This window comes from Streptomyces sp. NPDC002104 (genome assembly GCF_053593795.1).
Genome location: NZ_JBSFDF010000013.1, coordinates 1 through 20647 on the forward strand (window position 1 = coordinate 1; position 20647 = coordinate 20647).

General features: G+C 72.8%; 22 protein-coding genes. 11 read left to right on the forward strand and 11 right to left on the reverse strand.

The genetic code is table 11. The annotated features are described in order from the left end of the window. Positions 1-158: 158 nt before the first annotated feature. The 4 genes from ACWCP2_RS14015 to ACWCP2_RS14030 all read right to left on the reverse strand — a co-directional run bounded on the left by ACWCP2_RS14015 (position 159) and on the right by ACWCP2_RS14030 (position 3935). The gene (locus tag ACWCP2_RS14015) at positions 159-2042 is read right to left on the reverse strand and encodes a protein kinase domain-containing protein (RefSeq protein ID WP_450908823.1); all 1884 of its coding nucleotides are present in this window, start codon (positions 2040-2042) and stop codon (positions 159-161) included. A 106-nt stretch (positions 2043-2148) separates the two neighbouring features. Then, positions 2149-2643 (reverse strand): lamin tail domain-containing protein, encoded by a 495-nt coding sequence (locus ACWCP2_RS14020; RefSeq protein ID WP_450908824.1) that lies wholly within the window; start codon positions 2641-2643, stop codon positions 2149-2151. A 108-nt stretch (positions 2644-2751) separates the two neighbouring features. Continuing rightward, positions 2752-3165 carry a RidA family protein gene (locus tag ACWCP2_RS14025; RefSeq protein ID WP_450908825.1) on the reverse strand — a complete coding sequence of 138 codons (414 nt, stop codon included), beginning with the start codon at positions 3163-3165 and terminating at the stop codon, positions 2752-2754. Beyond that, positions 3162-3935: an IclR family transcriptional regulator gene (locus ACWCP2_RS14030; RefSeq protein WP_450908826.1), complete on the reverse strand. Its 774-nt coding sequence runs from the start codon at positions 3933-3935 to the stop codon at positions 3162-3164. Before ACWCP2_RS14030 ends, ACWCP2_RS14025 begins: the two co-directional genes overlap by 4 nt. Positions 3936-4093: 158 nt before the next feature. Between ACWCP2_RS14030 and ACWCP2_RS14035 the strand changes: the two genes are divergently transcribed. The 5 genes from ACWCP2_RS14035 (at position 4094) to ACWCP2_RS14055 (ending at position 8934) form a co-directional block, all read left to right on the forward strand. Next, complete coding sequence (locus tag ACWCP2_RS14035) at positions 4094-5371, forward strand: amino acid deaminase (protein ID WP_450908827.1); 1278 nt, start codon at positions 4094-4096, stop codon at positions 5369-5371. Positions 5372-5374: 3 nt separating this feature from the next. Further along, complete coding sequence (locus tag ACWCP2_RS14040; RefSeq protein ID WP_450908828.1) at positions 5375-6961, forward strand: N-acyl-D-amino-acid deacylase family protein; 1587 nt, start codon at positions 5375-5377, stop codon at positions 6959-6961. Positions 6962-6992: 31 nt separating this feature from the next. Continuing rightward, positions 6993-8006, forward strand: a complete 1014-nt coding sequence (locus ACWCP2_RS14045; RefSeq protein ID WP_450908829.1) for a YdcF family protein — start codon at positions 6993-6995, stop codon at positions 8004-8006. A 120-nt stretch (positions 8007-8126) separates the two neighbouring features. After that, positions 8127-8312 carry a hypothetical protein gene (locus ACWCP2_RS14050; protein ID WP_450908830.1) on the forward strand — a complete coding sequence of 62 codons (186 nt, stop codon included), beginning with the start codon at positions 8127-8129 and terminating at the stop codon, positions 8310-8312. 133 nt (positions 8313-8445) lie between these two features. Beyond that, positions 8446-8934, forward strand: coding sequence for a nitroreductase/quinone reductase family protein (locus ACWCP2_RS14055; protein WP_450908831.1), 489 nt, complete (start codon positions 8446-8448; stop codon positions 8932-8934). A 27-nt stretch (positions 8935-8961) separates the two neighbouring features. On the opposite strand, the gene ACWCP2_RS14060 is transcribed toward ACWCP2_RS14055, so the two are convergent. Then, entirely contained in the window at positions 8962-9663 is a 702-nt protein-coding gene (locus ACWCP2_RS14060; protein WP_450908832.1) for a TetR/AcrR family transcriptional regulator C-terminal domain-containing protein, read from the reverse strand. 119 nt (positions 9664-9782) lie between these two features. On the opposite strand from ACWCP2_RS14060, the gene ACWCP2_RS14065 reads away from it, so the two are divergent. Next, positions 9783-10511 (forward strand): DUF4386 domain-containing protein, encoded by a 729-nt coding sequence (locus ACWCP2_RS14065; protein WP_450908833.1) that lies wholly within the window; start codon positions 9783-9785, stop codon positions 10509-10511. Here ACWCP2_RS14065 and ACWCP2_RS14070 read toward each other — a convergent pair. The 3 genes from ACWCP2_RS14070 to ACWCP2_RS14080 form a co-directional block, all read right to left on the reverse strand. Beyond that, entirely contained in the window at positions 10409-11656 is a 1248-nt protein-coding gene (locus tag ACWCP2_RS14070; protein ID WP_450908834.1) for an NAD(P)/FAD-dependent oxidoreductase, read from the reverse strand. The two genes, ACWCP2_RS14065 and ACWCP2_RS14070, sit on opposite strands and share 103 nt — an antisense overlap. A 115-nt stretch (positions 11657-11771) precedes the next feature. After that, complete coding sequence (locus ACWCP2_RS14075; protein WP_450908835.1) at positions 11772-12257, reverse strand: hypothetical protein; 486 nt, start codon at positions 12255-12257, stop codon at positions 11772-11774. A 93-nt stretch (positions 12258-12350) separates the two neighbouring features. Then, complete coding sequence (locus ACWCP2_RS14080; protein WP_450908836.1) at positions 12351-12827, reverse strand: macro domain-containing protein; 477 nt, start codon at positions 12825-12827, stop codon at positions 12351-12353. Between the two features lie 312 nt (positions 12828-13139). On the opposite strand from ACWCP2_RS14080, the gene ACWCP2_RS14085 reads away from it, so the two are divergent. From ACWCP2_RS14085 to ACWCP2_RS14095, 3 genes are all read left to right on the forward strand, one after another. Next, the gene (locus tag ACWCP2_RS14085; RefSeq protein WP_450908955.1) at positions 13140-14351 is read left to right on the forward strand and encodes a PTS transporter subunit EIIC; all 1212 of its coding nucleotides are present in this window, start codon (positions 13140-13142) and stop codon (positions 14349-14351) included. 2 nt (positions 14352-14353) lie between these two features. Next, positions 14354-14578 carry a DeoR family transcriptional regulator gene (locus ACWCP2_RS14090; protein ID WP_450908837.1) on the forward strand — a complete coding sequence of 75 codons (225 nt, stop codon included), beginning with the start codon at positions 14354-14356 and terminating at the stop codon, positions 14576-14578. 400 nt (positions 14579-14978) lie between these two features. After that, complete coding sequence (locus ACWCP2_RS14095; protein ID WP_450908838.1) at positions 14979-16190, forward strand: pyridoxal phosphate-dependent aminotransferase; 1212 nt, start codon at positions 14979-14981, stop codon at positions 16188-16190. Positions 16191-16201: 11 nt separating this feature from the next. Here the strand turns inward: ACWCP2_RS14095 and ACWCP2_RS14100 are convergent, their stop codons facing one another. After that, positions 16202-16864, reverse strand: a complete 663-nt coding sequence (locus ACWCP2_RS14100; RefSeq protein WP_450908839.1) for a biliverdin-producing heme oxygenase — start codon at positions 16862-16864, stop codon at positions 16202-16204. Continuing rightward, positions 16861-17970 carry a polyprenyl synthetase family protein gene (locus tag ACWCP2_RS14105; protein WP_450908840.1) on the reverse strand — a complete coding sequence of 370 codons (1110 nt, stop codon included), beginning with the start codon at positions 17968-17970 and terminating at the stop codon, positions 16861-16863. The genes ACWCP2_RS14100 and ACWCP2_RS14105 overlap by 4 nt, the downstream gene beginning before the upstream one ends. 264 nt (positions 17971-18234) lie before the next feature. On the opposite strand from ACWCP2_RS14105, the gene ACWCP2_RS14110 reads away from it, so the two are divergent. Next, positions 18235-18633: an SCO4983 family protein gene (locus ACWCP2_RS14110; protein WP_450908841.1), complete on the forward strand. Its 399-nt coding sequence runs from the start codon at positions 18235-18237 to the stop codon at positions 18631-18633. 251 nt (positions 18634-18884) lie between these two features. Here ACWCP2_RS14110 and ACWCP2_RS14115 read toward each other — a convergent pair whose 3' ends face one another. Further along, positions 18885-19421, reverse strand: a complete 537-nt coding sequence (locus ACWCP2_RS14115; RefSeq protein WP_450908842.1) for a hypothetical protein — start codon at positions 19419-19421, stop codon at positions 18885-18887. Positions 19422-19564: 143 nt separating this feature from the next. On the opposite strand from ACWCP2_RS14115, the gene ACWCP2_RS14120 reads away from it, so the two are divergent. After that, entirely contained in the window at positions 19565-20644 is a 1080-nt protein-coding gene (locus tag ACWCP2_RS14120; RefSeq protein WP_450908843.1) for a hypothetical protein, read from the forward strand. Positions 20645-20647 lie beyond the last annotated feature (3 nt).

Below are 20647 nucleotides of genomic sequence, written 5' to 3' on the forward strand. Positions count from 1 at the left end.
GTCTCTTTCGGATCTTGTCGGCCGAGCCCGCGGCGTCTGGTGCCGTGCCTGGGCGTGCTGCCGGGGCGTTCGCGTACTGGGCGTACGTGGTCGCCGCGGCAGGGCGGCCAGGCACGGTGCCAGGCGCCGCGGGCCCGGCAAGATCCGAAAGAGACGGCCTAGTCCTTCTTCGCCTGCTCGGCGTTGCGCCAGATCGTGAGGTCGAGGGTGATGTACTGACTCGATTCCTTCGCCCCCGACTTGCCGCGGTAGGTCGCCACCGCGATGTGCCCGGCGTCGCTCAGGACGCAGACCTCGGAGCCGGCCGTGAGCTGGTCGAGGGTGATCTTCTCGGTGAAGCGGGTCACCTTGCGGCAGGTGTCCAGCGAGCCCTTCTCCGCGTTGTTCAGCAGGACCAGCTTCCCGTTCGCGGTGCCGAACTCGTCCTTCCCGAAGGTGGAGTCCCGGTAGAAGTAGAGGTCCCCCTTGCCGTAGTGCACGCCCACACCGCTCGGCTCCTCCGCCGGGCGCGGCGGGTTGTCGGCGAGCATCAGCTCGTGGGACCCGGGCACGTCGATGCCCTTGTACGAGACCGGCTTCGGGTCGACGGGCTTCTGGGCCGTGCCCGGGGAGGCACTGGCACCCCCCGTACCGCCGGGCGACCCGGCCGCGCCGTTGCCCTTGTCGCCGTCCGGCAGCAGCGAGCCGAGGACGGCCAGCCCGATGACCGCGCCCACGATGGACAGGGTGACGATCAGGCCGGTCCGCTTGGGCTTGGCCGGGGCCGGCGGGTACCCGGGCCGCTGCCCCCACCCGGGCTGCGCGTAGGTGGGCTGGCTGTAGGTGGGCTGGGCGTACGCGGGCTGCGCGTACGAGGGCTGCGGGCGCGGAGGCTGCCCGTACCCGGGGTGCCCGTACGGCGGCGGCGTCCCGTAGCCGGTCGGCACCGTCGCCTGTCCGGGCTGCGCCGGGGCCGCGTGCGCCGGAGCCGGGTGCGCCGGAGCCGGAGGCGCGCTCAGAGCGGCCGGCCGCGGAGCGGTCTGCGTCGGCGCTGCGGCCGGCGCCGGAGGCGCGCCCGGGGCCGGCGGCTGCGCGGAGAGCTCGGTCGGCACCGGCGCGGCCGGCCGCGGGGGCGGGGTGGGGGCCGGAGCGGGCAGCAGGTGCACCCGCTCGGTGATGGAACCGGCGACCGCGCGCGGCAGCCAGTCCTCGCCCTGGCGCAGCGGGTCGGCGCCCGCGGCTTCGTTGCACAGGGCGATGACCTCGCCCAGCGCGGGCCGGCCGGCCGGGTCGCGGCTGAGGCAGCGGGTCACCAGGGGCCGCAGCTCCTCGGGCAGCCCGCTGAGATCGGGGTCCTCGTGGACGATCCGGTAGAGCACCGCGTGCGAGGGCCCGTCGCCGTAGACGGAGGATCCGATGGCCGCGAAGGCGGCGATCTGGCCGAGGGCGAAGACGTCGGTGGCCGGGGTGATCGTGCCCGTCGAGGCCTGTTCGGGCGCCATGAAGGCCGGGGTGCCGATGCTGACGCCCGTGTTGGTCAGGGCGGTGCTGTCGGCCGCGCGGGCGATGCCGAAGTCGATGACGCGCGGCCCGTCGGAGGCGAGCAGGACGTTGGCGGGCTTCAGGTCGCGGTGGACGATGCCCGCGCCGTGGATGACGGTCAGGGCCTCGGCGACCCCGACGGCCAGCAGCAGCACGCTGCGCGGCGGCAGTGCGCCGTGGTGGGCGACGGCGTGCGCGAGGGAGGGGCCGGGCACGTAGGCCGTGGCCAGCCAGGGCTGGGAGCCCTCGGTGTCCGAGTCGATGACCGGGGCGGTGTACAGCCCCTGGACCCGCTCCGCGGACCGCACTTCCTGCTGGAAGCGCCGCCGGAACTCGGGGTCCTCGCTGAACTCGGACCGGATGACCTTGATGGCGATGGGCCGGCCGCCCGGCGTGTACGAGAGGTACACCTTGCCCATGCCGCCCGCACCGAGCACCGCCGCGAGCCGGTAGCCCCCCACGATCTCCGGGTCGTCCGCCTTGAGCGGTTGGAAGATGCCTGCCGAAGGTGCGCTGCTCATGAGGACCCATCCCTGCCTAGCGGCATTCCGGCCCCCGCCGGCGCCCCGAAGTCATCGGTGAGCGTACCCAATGCCCGGTCGCCGGCGAGAGCCGGTCGGCGGCCCGTCAGCCGTGGAAGGTGATGTACCCGTTGCCGTCGCGGTCGGACCCGCTCTTGGTGTAGGCGTGGGAGTCCGCGGTCGCGCCGGACGGGGTCTTGAGGTAGACGGTGTCGCGGTCGTTGTTCCAGATGAAGTTGCAACTGCCGCGGTAGGCCACGTTGGAGGCGTCGGACTCGGTGCCCCTGCCGCCGCGGAGCTTCACGAAGTCCCCGGGCTCCAGGTAGTGGTTGGCGGTGAAGGTGTAGCTGTTGCCGGTGGCGTCCTTCACGACGTAACCCTTGAGGTTGACCTTCGCCGTGGTCGAGTAGTTCTTGATCGTCAGGTACTCGTCACGGGTGTTGCCCGTGGAGCAGCTGTTGGAGTCCGCGCCGGGGGCGTCGTACTGGACTCCGCGGATCTTGAGGGCCGAGCCGGACTCGGCGGCCTGGGCCGGGGTGACGGCGAGGACGGCCAGGGCGCCGGTGGTGACGGCCGCGGCTATAACGGAGCGCTTGCGCAAGAGAGTTCCCCCCACATTGTGTGTATAAAGCGCGATCAAGATACACAGAATGTGGAAGGTTCTCCCCGTAATCCACGCATGCGCTCAGGCGCTCAGGCGCTCAGGCACTCAGGCGTCGAGCACCGCGAGGGCGTCGATCTCGATCAGCAGGTCGCCGGGGAGGCCCACGTACACCGTGGTGCGGGCGGAGGGGGCCGCCTTCAGGTTCTGCTCCTCGAAGTAGGCGTTGTAGATCTCGTTCATCTCGTCGAAGTGCGTGGTGTCGGTGAGGTAGACGCGCAGCATCATCACGTCGTCCCAGGTGGCGCCGCCCGCCTCCAGCACGGAGCGGACGTTCTCCAGCGTCTGGAGGGTCTGCTCGCGCAGGGTCGGGCCGGCCGGGGTGGGCTCCTGCCCGTCCACGTGCGGGAGGAAGCCGACCTGGCCGGCGACCTGGAGGATGTTGCCCTTGCGGACGCCGTGCGAGAACTTCGCGGGCGGGTCGGTGTGGGTGGCGGGGGTGATCGCGGTCTTGTCGGTCATGGCCTGTCTTCTTCCTGTTCCTGTACGGGGCCCGAGCCTGAGTACTCGCGGCCGATGGCGTCGGCGGTCTGCCGTACGAGCGGGAGGAGTTCGAGCAGCCCCACGACGGAGAGGACCACGCCGGGGGCGGAGACGGACATCGCGGCGACCACGCGGCCGTCGGGTCCGCGGACGGGGGCGGCCAGGCAGTTCAGGGACTCCTCGTGGCCGCCGATGTCGGTGGCCCACCCCTGGGCGCGCACGAGGTCCAGCTCGCGCAGGTACGCGGCGGCGTCGGGGGTGGAGCGGGGGGTGTAGGCCGGGTACTCGATGCGGGCGGCCAGGGCCCGGCGCTCGGCCTCCGGGAGGTCGGCGATGAGCAGCTTCGCGACGGCGGCGACGGTGAGCGGCACGGGCCGGCCGATGCGCGAGTACATCCGGACCGCGTAGCGGCTGTCGACCTTGTCCACGTAGACGACCTCGTCGTCCTGGTGGAGGGCGAGGTGCACGGTGTGCCCGGTGGTCCTGTTCAGTTCGAGCAGGTGCGGGTGGGCGATCTCGCGCACGTCGAGGTTCTCGATGGACTCGGAGGCCAGGGCGAACAGGGCGGCGCCGAGCCGGTAGCGGCCGTCGCCCTGCCGGTAGACGAAGCCGTGCTCCTGGAGGGTCCGCAGCAGCCGCAGGGCCGTGCTCTTGTGCACGTCGAGCACCTCGGCGACCTCGCCGAGCCCGGCCGGGCCCTTGGCCAGGGCAGGCAGGATCCGCAGCGCCCGCTCCACCGACTGGCTCATGCCGTGCACCTCCGTACGGAACCGGGACCGGGACGTGATCCGTTGACCGTTGCCCCGTTGACCCGTCGTCACCCGGGATGTTAGACAGCATGCAGCGGCACACGCAACGACTGTTGCACTGTACGCAACCACCGCACCGTCCCGGGAGGCCCACACACATGCCCAGCGATCCCGTCCAGGCCCTCGCCCAGGAGCCGGTGGACCACCGGTTCAAGGGACTCCCCCCGGACGCCGGGCAGGCGGGCCTCACCGTCGGCGAACTGACGGCCGAGCGCCGCAATCTGCACACCGGCGGGTTCACCACGCCCGTGCTCACCCTCGACGCCGAGGCGCTGAGCCACAACCTCGCCGCCCTCGCCGCCTATGCCGAGCGCCACGACCTGGCCTTCGCCCCGCACGGCAAGACCTGCATGGCCCCGCAGCTGTTCCGGCGCCAGCTGGAGCACGGCGCCTGGGGCATCACCGCCGCCGTCCCCCACCAGGCGCGCGTCTACCGGGCGTTCGGCATCGAGCGCATCTTCCTCGCCAACGAGCTCGTCGACGCCGCCGCCCTGCGCTGGGTGGCCGCCGAGCTCGCCGCGGACCCCGGTTTCCGCTTCGTCTGCTACGTGGACTCCGTGCGCGGGGTCCAGCTCATGGACCGGGCCCTGAAGGGTCAGCCGCAGCGGGTCGACGTGGTCGTCGAGCTCGGCGCCGGGGAGGGCGCCCGCACGGGGGCCCGCAGCGACGACGACTGCCGGGCCGTCGCCGACGCGGTGGCGGGCACGGACACCCTGCGCCTGGTCGGCATCGCCGGGTACGAGGCGGAGGTGCCCGGGGCCGACCCGGCGTCGGTGCACGCCTACCTGCGCCGGCTCACCGGCCTGGCCGTCGAGTTCGACAAGGCGGGCCGGTTCGAGGGGGTGGAGGAGATCGTCGTCAGCGCGGGCGGCTCCGCCTGGTTCGACGCCGTCGCCGACGTGTTCGCCGAGCTCCCGGAGCTCTCCCGGCCGGTCCTGAAGCTGCTGCGCTCGGGGGCGTACGTCTCCCACGACCACGGCTGGTACACCCGCCTCACCCCCTTCAACCGGGTGCCCGAGGAGGGCGGTCTGCGCCCCGCCTTCCGGCTCTGGACCCAGGTGGTCTCCCGCCCCTCCCCCACGCAGGCGTATCTCAACGCGGGCAAGCGGGACATCGCCTACGACCTGGGGCTGCCCGAGGTGGAGCTGGTCCGCGACCCGCTCACCGGCGCCGAGCGTCCGGGCACCGGGATCCGTGTCCTCAAGCTCTCCGACCAGCACGCCTGGCTGGAAACCGACTCCGCCGAGGACGTGCAGGTGGGCGACTGGGTGGCGCTGGGGATGTCCCACCCGTGCACGATCTTCGAGAAGTGGCCCCTGATCCCGGTGGTGGAGGCCGACGGCACGGTCACGGAGTACGTCCGGACGTTCTTCTAGCCCATGGACCTGGTCATCCGCGGGGCCCGCGTCGTCGACGGCACGGGCGGGCCCTCCTCCACCGCCGACGTCGCCGTCCACGAGGGCCGCATCGTCGCGGTGGGCGGCCGGATCCCGGGCGGCGGGCGGCACACGCTCGACGCCCGCGGGCTCGCCCTGGCCCCCGGCTTCATCGACATGCACGCCCACAGCGACCTCGCCCTGCTGCGCGATCCGGACCACGGCGCGAAGGCCGCCCAGGGCGTCACCCTCGAAGTCCTCGGCCAGGACGGCCTGTCCTACGCCCCCGTCGACGACCGCACGCTGACCGGGGTGCGGGCCGCCATCGCCGGCTGGAACGGCACCGGCGAGGACATCGACTTCGACTGGCGCACCGTCGGCGGATACCTGGACCGGCTGGACCGGGCCCACGGCGGGCGGGGCATCGCCGTCAACGCCGCCTACCTCGTCCCCCAGGGCACCGTCCGCGCCCACGTCGTCGGCTGGGGCGACCGCCCCGCCACCCCCGCGGAGCTCGACCGGATGCGGACCCTGGTCGCCGAGGGGCTCGCGCAGGGCGCCGTCGGCCTGTCCTCCGGGCTCACCTACACCCCGGGCATGTACGCCTCCGGCGCCGAACTGAGCGAGCTGTGCCGCGTGGTGGCCCGGTACGGCGGCTACTACTGCCCGCACCACCGCTCGTACGGCCGCGGCGCCCTGGCCGCCTACGCCGAGATGGTCGAGCTGACCCGCGAGGCCGGCTGCGCCCTGCACCTGGCGCACGCCACGATGAACTTCGGGGAGAACGAGGGCCGGGCGGGCGAGCTGCTCGCCCTGCTCGACGGGGCGCTGGCCGGCGGCGCCGACATCACCCTCGACAGCTACCCGTACACCCCCGGCTGCACCACCCTGGTCGCCCTGCTGCCGAGTTGGGCGAACGAGGGCGGACCCGAGGCGGTCCTCGCGCGCCTCGCCGACGACGCCGAGGCCGAGCGGATCCGGTACGCACTGGAGGTGGAGGGCGCGGACGGCTGCCACGGCGTCCCGGTCGACTGGTCGGCGATCGAGATCGCCGGCACCACCGACCCGGCCTACGGGGCGTACGTCGGCACCCGCCTCCCCGACTGGGAGACGGCGCGGGCGCTGCTGCTGGGCGACCGGCTCGGGCCGAGCATCCTGCAGCACGTCGGGCACGAGGAGAACGTCCGGGCGATCATGCGCCACCCGGTGCACACGGGCGGCTCGGACGGCATCCTCCAGGGGGCGAAACCGCATCCGCGGGCCTACGGCACCTTCCCGCACTACCTCGGGCACTACGTGCGCGAGCTGGGCGTGCTGTCCCTGGAGGAGTGCGTCGCCCACCTCTCCGGCCGCCCCGCCGCCCGGCTGCGGCTGCCGGACCGGGGGCTGGTGCGCGCCGGGCACCGGGCCGACCTCGTCCTCTTCGATCCGCTGACGGTCGCCGCCGGATCGACGTACGAGCAGCCGCGCGCGCTGCCCACCGGGATCCCGCACGTCCTGATCGACGGGCGGTTCGTCGTACGGGACGGGCGCAGGACGGACGTCCTCGCCGGGCGGGCCGTCCGCCGCACACCGCACGAGGGCCGCTGAACAGGCTTAATCCACACTTACGATGAGCGGCATGTACGCCTTCGTACCCGCCGTCCTCTTCTTCGTCCTCTTCGGCGTGAGCGTCCGGGAGGACCGCCGTCGCTTCCGCAACGCGGTCTATCTCGGCCTCACCTTCATCTTCACCTCGGTCGGGCTGCTCTTCCAGGTCGGGAACCTGCCGCGCGGGCTCGCGGAGCTCGTGATCCTGGCGGTCTTCGTGGTGCCCACCGTCGGTACGCTCGCGCTCGGCGTCTTCCTGATCAGCAACGGCCTGACGATGGTCCGCAAGGAGGGCCGGAGCCCGGGCAACCTGCTGTCCTTCGCGGCGGGCGTCCTGATCTTCCTGCTCATCACCTTCGTCTTCGTGGCGGCCGACACCGGACCGCCCGCCGTGGACGCCGTGGTGGCCGGGGTGGTCCTCCTCGTCGCCTACGTCTCCTTCCTCTTCGTCTGTTTCCTCGCCTACGCCTACCTCTACGGGCGGATCAAGGTGCGCGGGGACGTGGACTACGTGGTGATGCTCGGCTCCGGCCTGGTCGGTGGCGACCGGGTCCCGCCCCTGCTGGCCTCGCGGCTGCGCAAGGGCCGGGCGATCCACGACGCCCAGGTCGCGCGGGGCGGACGGCCGCCGCTGATGCTGACCTCGGGCGGCAAGGGGACGGACGAGAAGGTCGCGGAGGCGCGGGCGATGGCGGACTGGCTGATGGCCGAGGGCGGCGTGCCGCGCGAGCACCTGCGGCTGGAGGACCGTTCCCGCACGACGGAGGAGAACCTCCTGTTCAGCCGGGCGGTCATGGAGGCGGAGGACCCCGCCTACCGCTGCGTGGTGGTCACCAACAACTTCCACGCCTTCCGCGCCGCGATGATGGCCCGCAAGGCCGGGGTCAACGGGCAGGTGCTGGGCTCGCCGACGGCGCGGTACTTCTGGCCGAGCGCGACGATCCGCGAGTTCGTGGCGGTGTTCTGGGAGCACAGGACCGCCAACCTCAGCATCTGCGGCGCCATCGTCGCCCTGACGGCGGCGCTGGCGCTCACCGTCTCCTGAGGACATCGCCTGAGGACATCGCCCGCGGTCATCGCCCCCGGACATGTCCCGAGCCGCCGAGGTGCGTTCATGGGGGCAGGGCCGGAGGATGGGGCCAGGGGGACACAGCAGGAGGTAGCCATGGACAGTGAATCGGACCAGCGGCCCCAGCGCCCCGCCCACCTCTACACGGGGTCGGAGCACCCCTTCGACCCCGAGGACCTCGTCATGGCGCGCGGCCAGGACGTGACGCCGGAGCGGGTCGAGAAGGCTCGACAGCTGATCGAGAAGGAGGGCCCGAGGGCGCTCGAACGCTACCTCCCGTAGGTGGGTGCGGAGCGGGGCGGACCGGGGTCCCGGTCCGCCCCGAGGTGCGAGCCGGCCGGTGCGCATCCAGAATCGGTGGATGCTCGTTAGGCGCGCGGGGGCCGATTCCGGAGAAACGATGACGATGCCGACGATGCCCACGACGCCGATGCGCACGCCGCAGGCCTCCACCGAGTCCCCCGCGGCCGTCGACTGGGACCATCCCGCCGACCCGCCGGCCGGGCAGGTCTCCACGCACGTGCGCGCCTACGTGGACAGCTCCGGCGCCGACGGACACCTGTGGCGCGGGGTCCCGACGCTCCTGCTGACCACCCTCGACCGGCTCTCCGGCCGGCCCGTGCGCACCCCGCTGATCTACGCGCGGGACGACGGCCGCCACATCGTCCTGGCCACCGCGGCCGACGGCACGCCCGGCCTCCCCTCCTGGTACCGCAACCTCGCCGGCCACCCGGAGGTCCGCGTCCAGGTCGGCGCCCTGACCGCGCAGGCCCGCGCGCGCACGGCGACCCCGGCGGAGCGCGAGACGTACTGGGAGGCCCTGACCGCCCTGTGGCCCGCCTACGAGGACCACCAGGCGGCGGCCGCCCCCCGCGAGATCCCCCTGGTCATCATCGAGCTCTGACCCGCGGGGAGCGGGGTCCGCTCCGCGCTACGGCGCGGAGGTCCAGCCCCGGCGGCGCAGGCTCTCGAAGCCGTCCAGGAGGAGGTCCAGGGCGAATTCGAACTCGGACTGGTCGTCGCAGCCGCCACCGACGGTGGAGCCGTCGTCGTGGGCGGCCGTGGCGGCCAGTTCCGCGATGTGCGGGTAGCGCGCGGCCAGTGCGGGGTCCGGCGGGCCGGCGGGCCCCGAGGTGTCGAACAGTTCCCGGCTGAAGCCGAGCAGGCGGCTGCCCATCGCGTGCATGACGTGGTGCGTGAGGTCGGCGGAGAGGCCGCCGGCCCGGAAGAGCCCGGCCATGGAGTCCAGGTACGCCAGCACCGCCGGGGTGGGGCCGGTCCGCGTTTCGATGACCCGGGCCGCCCAGGGGTGGCGGAGCAGGACCCGGCGGGCCGAGAGGATCCGCCCGCGGACCACGGGCTGCCAGCCGGGGCCGGGGGCCGGCGGGTCGATCTCGCCGATGACGGCGTCGGCCATGGCGTCGAGCAGCTCCTCCTTGTTGGCCACGTGCTTGTAGAGGGCCATCGGTACGACGTCCAGCTCCTGGGCGAGCCTGCGCATGCTGAGCGCGTCGATGCCGGTGGCGTCGGCGAGCGCGACGGCCGCGTGCAGGACACGGTCCCTGTTCAGGGGGATCCGCTGCGCGCCCTTGCCCTTGTCCTCGTGCTTGCCCTTGGCTTCCTGCCGGGTCATTCCGGGTGGGCCCCTTCCTTCCTCGACGGCACCCTCACCTTGACGAGTGTACGCCGTACACCTATGGTCGCAGCGAGGTGTACGGCGTACACCTCCGTCGAGCGAGGGGTACCGAGAAGATGAGTCCCGACCGGAGAACCGCGGTGGCCACCGGGCTGCTGTTCCTGCTGACCGAGGTCGCCGCGCTGGCCGGAGCGGCCCTGTACCGCCCCCTGCTGGGCGCGGCGGACGGCCGCCTCGCGCCGGGCGCCGACACGCAGGCCCTGCTCGGGGCGGTGTGCGAGGTGGTGCTGGTGGTGGCCGTGGCCGGCACCGGGGCGGCGCTGTTCCCCGTCCTGCGGCGCCACGGCGAGGGGCTCGCGCTCGGGTACGCCTTCGGGCGGCTGCTGGAGGCGGCCGTCATCGCGCTCGGCATCGCCGCCGTCCTGGCGCTCGTCACCCTGCGGCGCGACGCGGGGCCGGGGCAGGGCGCCGACGCCGCGCTGGTGGCCCTGCACGCGTGGACGTTCCTGCTCGGCCCCAACGTCGCCCTCGGCCTGAACACCGTCCTGCTCGCGTACGTGGCGTACCGCGCCCGGCTCGTGCCCCGCTCCATCGCCGTGCTCGGCCTGATCGGCGGCCCGCTGATCTGCGCCTCGGCCGTCGCCGTGATGTTCGGCGCCTACGAGCAGCTCTCCCCGGCGGGGGCGGCGGCCGCCCTTCCGGTCTTCGCCTGGGAACTGGCCCTGGCCGTCCGGCTGCTCGCTCACGGCTTCCGCAGGTCGGACAGCACCTCGCGCGCCGTGCGCGTTCCGGAGGCCATGGCGCCCTGTACGGAGCCGGTGGCCCGGTGGTCCCCGCAGACGTAGACGCCCGGGGCGGTCCGGCCGGTACGGCTGAGGGGCCACGGGGGCGCCATGGCGGGCAGCGCGTCGGTGACGGTGGTCGTCCCCACCGTCTCCCAGTCCCCGGTGCCGACGGCGTAGACCTCCGCGAGGACCTCGCGCAGCCCCGCTTCGCGGCCCGGTGCGTCGGCGCCGAGCACGGAGGTGGACACCAGGGCCCGCCCGTCGGTGCCGTAGGTGGGGGCGACGTCCGTCAGCACGCACGTGTTGAGGAAGCGCCGGCGCCGGTCCAGCAGCAGCGTGGGCTCGCCGAGGGGCGAGCGGGCGGCCGCGTGGTGGTACGTGGTGACGGTACGGGTCGCCACGGCGGGGAGCCCGGGGAGCAGCGCACACGCCGCCGACGGGGCGGTCGCGACGACCACGGCGGCCGCGTCGAGCGCGGATCCGTCGGCGAGGACGACGCCCGACGCGCTGACGGAGGACACCGGCGTGCCCAGGGTCACGCACCCCGGCGGGAGGCCGTCGGCCAGGAGCCGGGGCACCGCGCCGATGCCCTCGGCCGGCAGGGTCAGGGTGCCCCTGAGCATGCTGCGCCAGGTCAGGTGGAACATCCGGCTGGAGGTCTCCAGCCCGTCCTCCAGGAAGACACCGGCCAGGAACGGCCGCAGCACGTCCTCGACCAGGGAGTCGGGGACGTGCCGGCGGGCCAGCTCCGCACGGGTCGTGCGCTCGGGCAGGCGCTTGAGGGCCGCGGCGGGCGCCACCGCGTCGAACGCGCTCAGGGCGCCGAGGGAGGCCAGTGCGCGGGCACCCGGGCCGTGGCCGCCGGTCAGGAGGCGGGCGGCGTCGGCGGGCCGCCGGGTGGGATCGGCCAGCCGGACCCGACCCCCGGCGGTGTGGAGCAGGAAGCCCGGCGTGAAGGGGCGCAGCCGCAGGGAACGCACCGCGATGCGCCGCCTGACCTGCGGATACGCGGTGTTGAAGACCTGGAATCCGCGGTCCAGCCGGAATCCGTGGCGGTGATCGGTGCGCATCCTGCCGCCCACCTCGTCGCCCGCCTCCAGGACCCTGACGCGCAGCCCCGACCGGGCCAGGTCGAGGGCGCACGTCAGACCGGCGAGCCCGGCTCCGACCACGATCACGGGCGTGCGCTCGTCCGTGCCACTCATGAAGGCCTCCACATCGGTAGGGGTCGTCCTCTCCCCACCCCCACTTCCCCCGCCACGGCCGCCGGGGATGCACGACGCGCGAGCACCGCGCCACCGCCGTCCCTCCCCGGACCCCCTACTCCTCCTCGGCGGCCCGTCCCTCGCCGGCCATGAACCGCCAGACCAGGGCGTGGCCCAGCACGATCAGGCCGATCAGCATCAGCGCCTCGGCCTGGATGGGGCGCAGCCCCGCCGGGTCGGCGAGTTCGGGGAAGGCGCCGACCACGGCGATCAGGGCGTAGAGCAGGGCCGCGGCGGCCTGCTGCCAGGTCAGGAAGCGGTCGCCGCGCGCCCGGGCCAGCAGCCGCAGGGTGGAGGCGCAGCCGATCACGGCGAGGACGACGAATGCCGCCCGCCAGACCTGTGGCTGCTCCGTGCCGCCGACCTGGGCGAACAGGCCCATCAGGGCGGGGAGCAGGAAGGACAGGTAGATCCCGCCGACGACGCGCCGCTGGGCCGGGTCGCGCATCCAGTCGTGGTGGCTCTGGACGACGTTCCACCACAGGCCCACCAGGGTGAAGCAGGTGGCGGAGAAGAGGGCGTAGAAGGTGCTCACATCCATGGCTCCCGAGCCTGGCACCCTTCGCGCCGCTCAGCGCCGCCCCACGCCCACGGCCCGCGGGCACCGCCCGGTACGGACCAGACGGCTCCCCGTCTAGCCGAAGTCGTAGACCGTGACGGGTATCCCCTTCGCGCACAGACCGTCCCGGATCAGCGGCTCGATGCGGGACCACGTGCCGCCCGCGAGCCCGCAGCCGATGCGGGGCATGTGGACGGAGGCGCCCCGTTCGGCGGCGTGGGCCGCCAGGCGTGCGAGGCAGTCCTCGACCGCTCCGTAGCGGATCGGCGGGCCGCCGCTGCCGGTGCGGATGCCGTGCTGGCCGATCATGTTCGCGACCCAGGTGTCGGGGCGGACCTGGACCAACTGCACCGCGCCGAGCGCGAAGTCGTTCCCGCTGCGGCCCCGGTGCCAGGCCCGGTACGCCGCCTCCGGCTCGCTCCAGCGCTTCGAGAGCGCGAGGACGAAGCCCTTGCCCCAGCCCCCGAGGTCGTTGCAGACGTGCGCGATGATCTTCGGCCCCCGGGCCTGCGGACTGCTGGCGTCCCCTCGGACGATCGTCGGCCGATCCATGCCGGTACCCCTTCCACTCCCCTGCCCGGAAGGTACCCGGACCCTGTGACATCGCCGGAAGACACGCATCCCGGGGGACCTCGGCCCCCAGCCTCCGGGTCGTAGGTCCACAGTCTGTCCGGCCGAGGGTTTATGCCGTTTTAACCGTGTTACAACTGGAACATCGCGCTGCAAATGGCGCAATTTCCTTAGCTGTTGCCCAGCCCACACAAGCGCTGCCTGCCTTGGCAACACACCCCGTTTCCTCTGGAGGAAGCAACCGTGAGTACAGCCGAGCAGACGGCGCCGTCTGCCAAGAAGAACTCGGCCGCGATGGCGGTCATGCAGCGCCTCGGCCGCAGCCTGATGCTGCCGATCGCCGTGCTGCCGGCCGCCGCGCTGCTGATGCGCTTCGGCCAGCCGGACATGCTGGGCAGCGACTCGCTGCCGGGCTGGTGCAACGAGATAGCCAAGTACATGGCTGCCGGCGGCGACGCCATCTTCGGCAACCTGGCCCTGCTCTTCGCGGTGGGCATCGCGATCGGCTTCGCGAAGAAGGCCGACGGCTCCACCGGTCTCGCGGCCGTCGCGGGCTACCTGGTCTTCTCCAAGGTGCTGGGGACCTTCACCGACGGCGCCGTTCCGCAGGTCGAGTCGATCGTCGACCACAAGGTCGTCCTGGTCGACGCGCCCGTCAACGCCGGTGTCCTCGGCGGTGTCGTGATGGGCATCATCGTCGCGCTGCTCTACCAGAAGTTCTACCGGACCAAGCTGCCGGACTGGGCGGGCTTCTTCGGCGGCCGCCGCCTCGTCCCGATCCTGTCCTCCTTCGCGGGCCTGGTGACCGGCATCGTCTTCGGCCTGATCTGGCCGGTGCTCGGCAAGGGCATCCACGGTTTCGGCGAGTGGCTCGTCAACTCCGGCGCCGTCGGCGCGGGCATCTTCGGTGTCGCCAACCGCGCGCTGATCCCGGTCGGCATGCACCACCTGCTGAACTCCTTCCCGTGGTACCAGGCCGGGGAGTACAACGGCGCGCACGGCGACATCGCCCGCTTCCTCGCCGGTGACCCGAGCGCCGGACAGTTCATGACCGGCTTCTTCCCGATCATGATGTTCGCCCTCCCGGCCGCCTGCCTCGCCATCACCCACTGCGCGCGCCCCGAGCGCCGCAAGGTCGTCGGCGGCATGATGTTCTCCCTCGCGCTCACCGCCTTCGTCACGGGCATCACCGAGCCGATCGAGTTCACCTTCATGTTCATCGCCCCGGTGCTGTACGCGATCCACGCGGTCCTGACCGGTGTATCCATGGCGCTGACCTGGTCGCTCGGCATGAAGGACGGCTTCGGCTTCTCGGCCGGCGCGATCGACTTCTTCCTCAACCTCGGTATCGCGTCCAACCCGTGGGGTCTGGCCGGCATCGGACTGTGCTTCGCGGCGCTGTACTACTTCATCTTCCGCTTCGCGATCACCAAGTGGAACCTGCCGACCCCGGGCCGCGAGTCCGACGAGGAGCTCGCCGAGATCCTCAAGGCCGAGGCGAAGTGACCGTGCCCGCCACGCGGCGCACCCCCGGCCGGGGGCTGCCCCGCGAGGAGCGGCGCGAGCTGATCGCGGGCGCGGTACGGGCCAGGGGCCGCGTACAGGTGGGTGATCTCGTACGGGAGCTGGGCGTCAGCCGGATGACCATCCACCGCGACCTCCAGCACCTGGACGCCCAGGGCCAGGTCCGGCGGATCCGCTCCGGAGCGACCGTCACGGACGCCACAGCCTGAGATCCACCCCGCGAGCAGGGGCGGGGCACCACCGGCCGACCGGTGGTGCCCCGCCCCTTTTTCGCGTGCCCGCGAGCGCCCGCCCTCAGGCCGTGGCCGCCACCCGCGCCGCCCGCTCCCGCATCGCCCATCTCCCGCGCCCCCCGCTCTTCTTGATCACTGCCGCGCGCCGCGGACACCTGCGGAGCCGACAGGGTGACGAGCGCAACACCGTTCCGGCCCCCTCCGCCGGACCCACCCATTCCGCAGGCCGTAGCGGGGCGGCGGCCCCGGTTTCCAAGGACGCGCGGCGCCCGCACCCAAGCATTGCCCGAAAGGGGACATTTCGGTCCGCGATCCATCCCTCCGCTCCGGGTCGAATAGCGGAGCGCGCCCGCACCCGGACCCGTAAGCTCCCGTCATGCAGGTGATCCAGTCAACGAAACTCGCCAATGTCTGCTACGAGATCCGCGGCCCCGTCCTCGAAGAGGCGATGCGGCTCGAAGCAGCAGGTCATCGCATCCTCAAGCTCAACACCGGCAACCCCGCGGCCTTCGGCTTCGAGTGCCCGCCGGAGATCCTTGAGGACATGCTCCGCAACCTGGGCAACGCCCACGGCTACGGGGACGCGAAGGGCCTGCTCTCGGCGCGCCGTGCGGTCATGCAGCACTACCAGACCAAGGGCATCGAGCTCGACGTCGAGGACGTCTACATCGGCAACGGGGTCTCCGAGCTGATCCAGATGTCCATGCAGGCACTGCTCGACGACGGCGACGAGGTGCTCGTCCCGGCGCCGGACTACCCGCTGTGGACGGCCTCCGTCAGCCTGGCCGGCGGTACCGCCGTGCACTACCGCTGCGACGAGCAGTCCGACTGGATGCCGGACCTCGCCGACATCGAGCGCAAGGTCACCGACCGCACCCGCGCGATCGTGATCATCAACCCGAACAACCCGACCGGCGCCGTCTACGACGACGAGATGCTGCGCGGGCTCACCGACATCGCCCGCCGGCACGGGCTGATCGTCTGCTCGGACGAGATCTACGACCGGATCCTCTACGACGGCGCCACGCACACGAACACCGCCGCCATCGCACCGGACCTGCTGACGCTCACCTTCAACGGGCTCTCCAAGAACTACCGCGTCGCCGGCTACCGGTCCGGCTGGATGGCGGTGTGCGGGCCCAAGAAGCACGCCTCCTCGTACATCGAGGGCCTGACGATCCTGGCGAACATGCGGCTCTGCGCCAACATGCCCTCCCAGCACGCCATCGCCACCGCGCTCGGCGGACGGCAGTCGATCAACGACCTGGTGCTGCCCGGCGGACGGATCCTGGAGCAGCGGGACACGGCCTACGACCTGCTGACGCAGATCCCCGGCATCACCTGCGTGAAGCCCAAGGGCGCGCTCTACCTGTTCCCGAAGCTGGACCCGTCCGTCTACAAGATCAAGGACGACCGGCAGATGGTCCTCGACCTGCTGCGCGAGGAAAAGATCATGGTCGTGCACGGTACGGGCTTCAACTGGCCCGAGCCCGACCACTTCCGCATCGTGACCCTGCCCAATGCCAAGGACCTCGCCGACGCGGTCACCCGGATCGGCAACTTCCTGGACGGGTACGGCCAGCCGTAGCCGGCGGCGCCCTACGCGACGTCCTGCGCCGCGGCCACGGCGCCGCCGAGTCCGGCGGACAGGGCCACGGAGATCGCGGCGACGTGGTGGTAGGCCCGGCAGGCGGCGGTGACCACGCCGTCCTGCCCGCCGGGCCCGGGCAGGGCCCCGTTCAGGCGCGCCGTGAAGCGGGCCCAGCGCTCGCGGTCGCCGCTGGCGTAGTAGGCCACGCCGTCCGTGCCGCGCAGCCCGTACGCCTCGGCGACGTACCGGCGCAGGATCATGCCGCCCATCGTGGAGCCCTCCAGGACGTAGAGGAACCCGAGCAGCGCCCCGGGGTCCGAGGCCGCGGCGGCCCGGATCTCCCGTACGAAGGCCTCCGCCGGGGCGGCCGCGGCCGAGGCCGGGAACACCCCGTCCTCGGCGAAGTGCGTCAGGTCGCGGTCCAGGAGGGGCAGTTTGGCCAGCTCCGCCGACCACACCGAGGCGACGCACGGGGCCTGCGCGCCGGAGAGCTCGCCCTCCAGCGCCCGCAGGACCGTGCGGTAGGCGGCGAGCTGGCCGACGTACCGGTCGAGCGGGAGCGTCCCGGCGAGCATCGCGGTGGAGAAGGGCGTGCCCTCCAGCTCCGCGTGCCGGCCCCGGGTGCTCGCCCGGATGCGCTCGACCAGCGTGGAGCAGTCCGTGGGGCTCATGCGCCCTCCCCCTCCAGGAGCGTCGCGTGCAGGCGGTCGATGAGGTGGCCCTTGCGTTCGATCGTCACGTCGAAGTAGCGGGCGCTCCGCTCGGAGCGGCACACCCCGCGCACCGCCTCCATCGCCGAGCGCTTCAGCCCGGCCGCCTCCCGTGCGAGGCGCAGCAGCGTTCCCCGCAGGTCCGGATGGCCGAGCACGAACTCCTTCAGCCCGGCCCCCACGAGCTCCCCCGGCGCGCCGGGGCCGGCGGGCGCGGAGCCGAGCAGTTCGAGGAAGACCCGGTTGCTCAGCTGGCCGAAGTCCTCGTGGGTGGCGCGGCCGCCGAACCCGGGCACGAAGTCGGTCAGGTCGTTGAACAGCTGGCTGGCCAGCCCGAGGTCGCGCATCGCCTCGTCCAGGACGCGCCGCTCGTCCTCCACGACCCCGAGGGCCGCCACCGCCGCGTCCAGCGGCATCCAGAACAGCGTGCCCGTCTTGAGCGCGGCCATCGACTCCCAGAAGGCCACCCGCTCGGCGGGGGGCGCGGCCAGGAGTTCCGCGCGGGTGAGCTCGGTGCGCGTGGAGACGTCGACGGCCTGGCCGGTGAAGCCCCGGGCGACGGACCGCAGCAGGCTCCGCACGACGGCCGGGTCGGCCGCGTGCTCCAGCGCCGCGGTGATCAGCAGGGAGCCCGTGTTGAGGGCGAGCGGGATGCCGTGGGCGACGTGGAGGGCGGGCTCGCCGTAGCGGATGCCGCTGCCGTCCTGGATGTCGTCGAGGGCGACCGCGGCCTTCAGCAGCACGCGCACCGCCACCGCCGCGCGGCGGACGGCGGCGAGTTCCGCGGTGGCGACCTCCTCGCCGGCCGCGCCGGGGAAGCCGCGGTAGTTGCGGTAGGCCCAGAACACCATTGAGGGCCGCAGCGGGGCCCGGCCCGCGGGCGCCGCCGCGGTCGGCGCGAGGGCCTGCTGGCCCGCCTTCGAGCCGACGGCGTCGGCGACCGGCCCGTACAGGGAACGCGCCAGCGCCGCCTCGTAGACCGACTCCGGGGCGGACTGGCCCCGGACCAAGGTGGCCAGGAAGGCCGCCAGGTCGTCCTCCAGGAGCGCCGCATCGCTCCGTACCACAGCTTCTACATCCGATACACCCGATATGTCCGACACGTTCGACACGTCTGACACGTCTTCGGCCCCAGCCATTTCGCCACCCTGCAGATCAATACCGTCGGCTTGCCCGCACTCCGCACAAATGCACGCACCGAAAGGAGAAGAGTGATCGCTGCCCCCCGGCCATCACAAGCCACATTCAGGCCGACACACGAGATCAAGATTCAGCTCAACTTTAGAACGAATCCAATGTAGGATGGTCTCCTGACCACGCAGGAGGCCCCCATGTACGAGCCGATTCGCACCAAGGCGGTCGACCCCCGCATCGGCGGCCGCCCCAGCGACTACCCGCGCAGCAGCCGCGCCGAGGCCCTGGACATCCAGCTCGCCGGGCACCTCGCCGCACTGCTCGCCGTGACCGACGAGCTCGGCCTCGACGAGGCCGCCACCGCCGTCGCCGCCCAGGTGAGCCGCCTGCGCGGGTCCGAGCCCGCCCGCGCCGCCCGGCGCCCCGGAGCGGAGCCCGACGCCGGGGCCGCCGCCTCCCTGCACCAGCGCGCCCACGACCTCGCCGCCCGCGCCCTGCTCGTCGCCGCGTCGCGCGCCGACACCACGGTCGCGATCCTCGCCGCCGAGCGCATGGACGCGCACGCCGCCGCGCTCGACCTCGTCGGCGCCCACTGACGGCCCCGGTCCGGGGCCGCGGAGGCTCCGGACCGGGCGCCACACCCTGCGGGGCTCGAACCCGGCCCACCCGTACGGGGCTGCGCCCGCGCGCCCCCGCACCGCGGGACCGGCCCTGCGGGGCGTGTCCCTACCCGCCCTTCGCCCGTTCCCCGGGGCTCCGCCCCGGACCTCGGTCCTCAGACGCCGGTCCCCGGACCCCGGTCCTCAGACGCCGGACGGCTGGAGCGGGGCGGGCGGTCTGGCCGCGGTCAGCCGGGATCAGCCTCGCCCGCGTGTGAGGCGTGGGGGCTGGGGCGGAGCCCCAGGGAACGGGCGGAGGGCGGGTCCGGGGCGAAGACGGCTGCTGCCGTGCCGCACCAGGGGATCGCGGCCGGGGGCCAGACCGGGCCCACCGCCTCGGCCTGTTCCGCCGCACCCGGGCGCACCCCCGGGATCTTCACCAGCACCTGGGGACCGCGGGGCGGGGAAGCAGCCGGGCCCGGGGCCAGGGCCGGCGCCGGCTGATCCCCGGGCGGCGTCGCGGGCGGGGGCTCGCGGAACTCCACCGTGACCACGTACGCGCCCGGCTCCGCGAAGTGGTTCAGGGCCTCGACCGAGGCCACCACCCGGCGGCTCGCCGGGTCGATCCGGCACCCGGTGATCCGTACGTCCTCCCGCGCGGCCCCCGACGGCCGCACCGCGGGGGCCGCCCCCGCCCACACGTACAGCCCCAGCGGGGCGAAGACCAGCAGTCCCGCCACGAACACCAGGGCGACCAGCCAGCCCTGCCACTTCAACGCGCTCACGCCCATGCCACGATCCTCCCGGGCGCCCGCCCCGGGAACCAGCACTCACGGGCCCACACAGCATTTCGAAGTGGGACCGCCTGGTCACCTCGCGTTCACTCAACTCCGCGCGGAATGTGGGTTTCCGCGAGCACTCTGCACCCGTGAGACGCATCCTAGGAATCGCCCTGGCGATCCTCCTGGTCGGCGGCGTGATAGCCGTCATCGCCATCGGAGGAAAGAAGCCGGAGGGCACGGCAACGAAGACCGTGCGTGGCGTCATCGGTTCGGAGAAGTCCGAGTTCTTCCGCGACCCCGACGTCGTCAAGGCCCTTGCTGACAAGGGCTACACCGTGAAGACCGAAACCTCGGGTTCCTGGGCGATGAACCAACTCGCCCTGAAGGAATTTGACTTCGCCTTCCCCAGCAGCAGTGAGCCGGCCGCGGAGATCGAGGAGAAGGCCGGGGTGAAGGGCTCGCAGAACACGAAGCCCTTCTTCTCCCCGCTCGTCGTCATCGCCCGCGCCAACGCCGCCAAGGTGCTCAGCGAGCACGGCCTGGCGAAGATGACCGGCAAGAACTCCGGCACCCTCCTCCTCGGCCCCTTCCTGAAGGCCGCCGCCGAGGACAAGAAGTGGCAGGAGCTCCAGGGCGGCACCAGCGCCTACCCGGAGCTGGCCGGCACGGTGTTCGTCAAGACCACCGACCCCACCACCTCCAATTCGGGCGCGCTCTTCCTCGCCACCGCCTCGAACGTCGCCAACGGCTCGACCGTGGTCTCCGACGACGCCGGCATCGAGCGGACCGCGCCCCTGATGAAGAAGCTGATCTCCGTCCAGGGCGCCCTGGAACAGAGCACGGACGGCCCCTTCCGCGCCTTCATCAGCGGCAGCGGCGAACCGCTCATCCTCGCCTACGAGGCCCAGGTGGCCAGTTTGCTCCAGCAGAAGCAGGATCCGGGCGACATGGTGGTCCTCTACCCCGACACCACCGTCAACTCCCCGCACACCTTCGTGCCGATCAGCGACAAGGCCGCCGAGCTCGGCACCCTCCTCGCCACCGACCCGAAGCTGCGCGCGCTCGTGGTCCGCCACGGGTTCCGGCCGACGGAGGGCGTCGCCGAGTTCAACGCCGCCACCGCGCCGCACACCGCGTACCTCAAGTCCGAGCTGACGGGCATCCGCCAGGTCAGCGCACCGACCGTCAAGGTCCTGATGGCGCTGGCCGCCCGCGCCAAGGGATAGGGG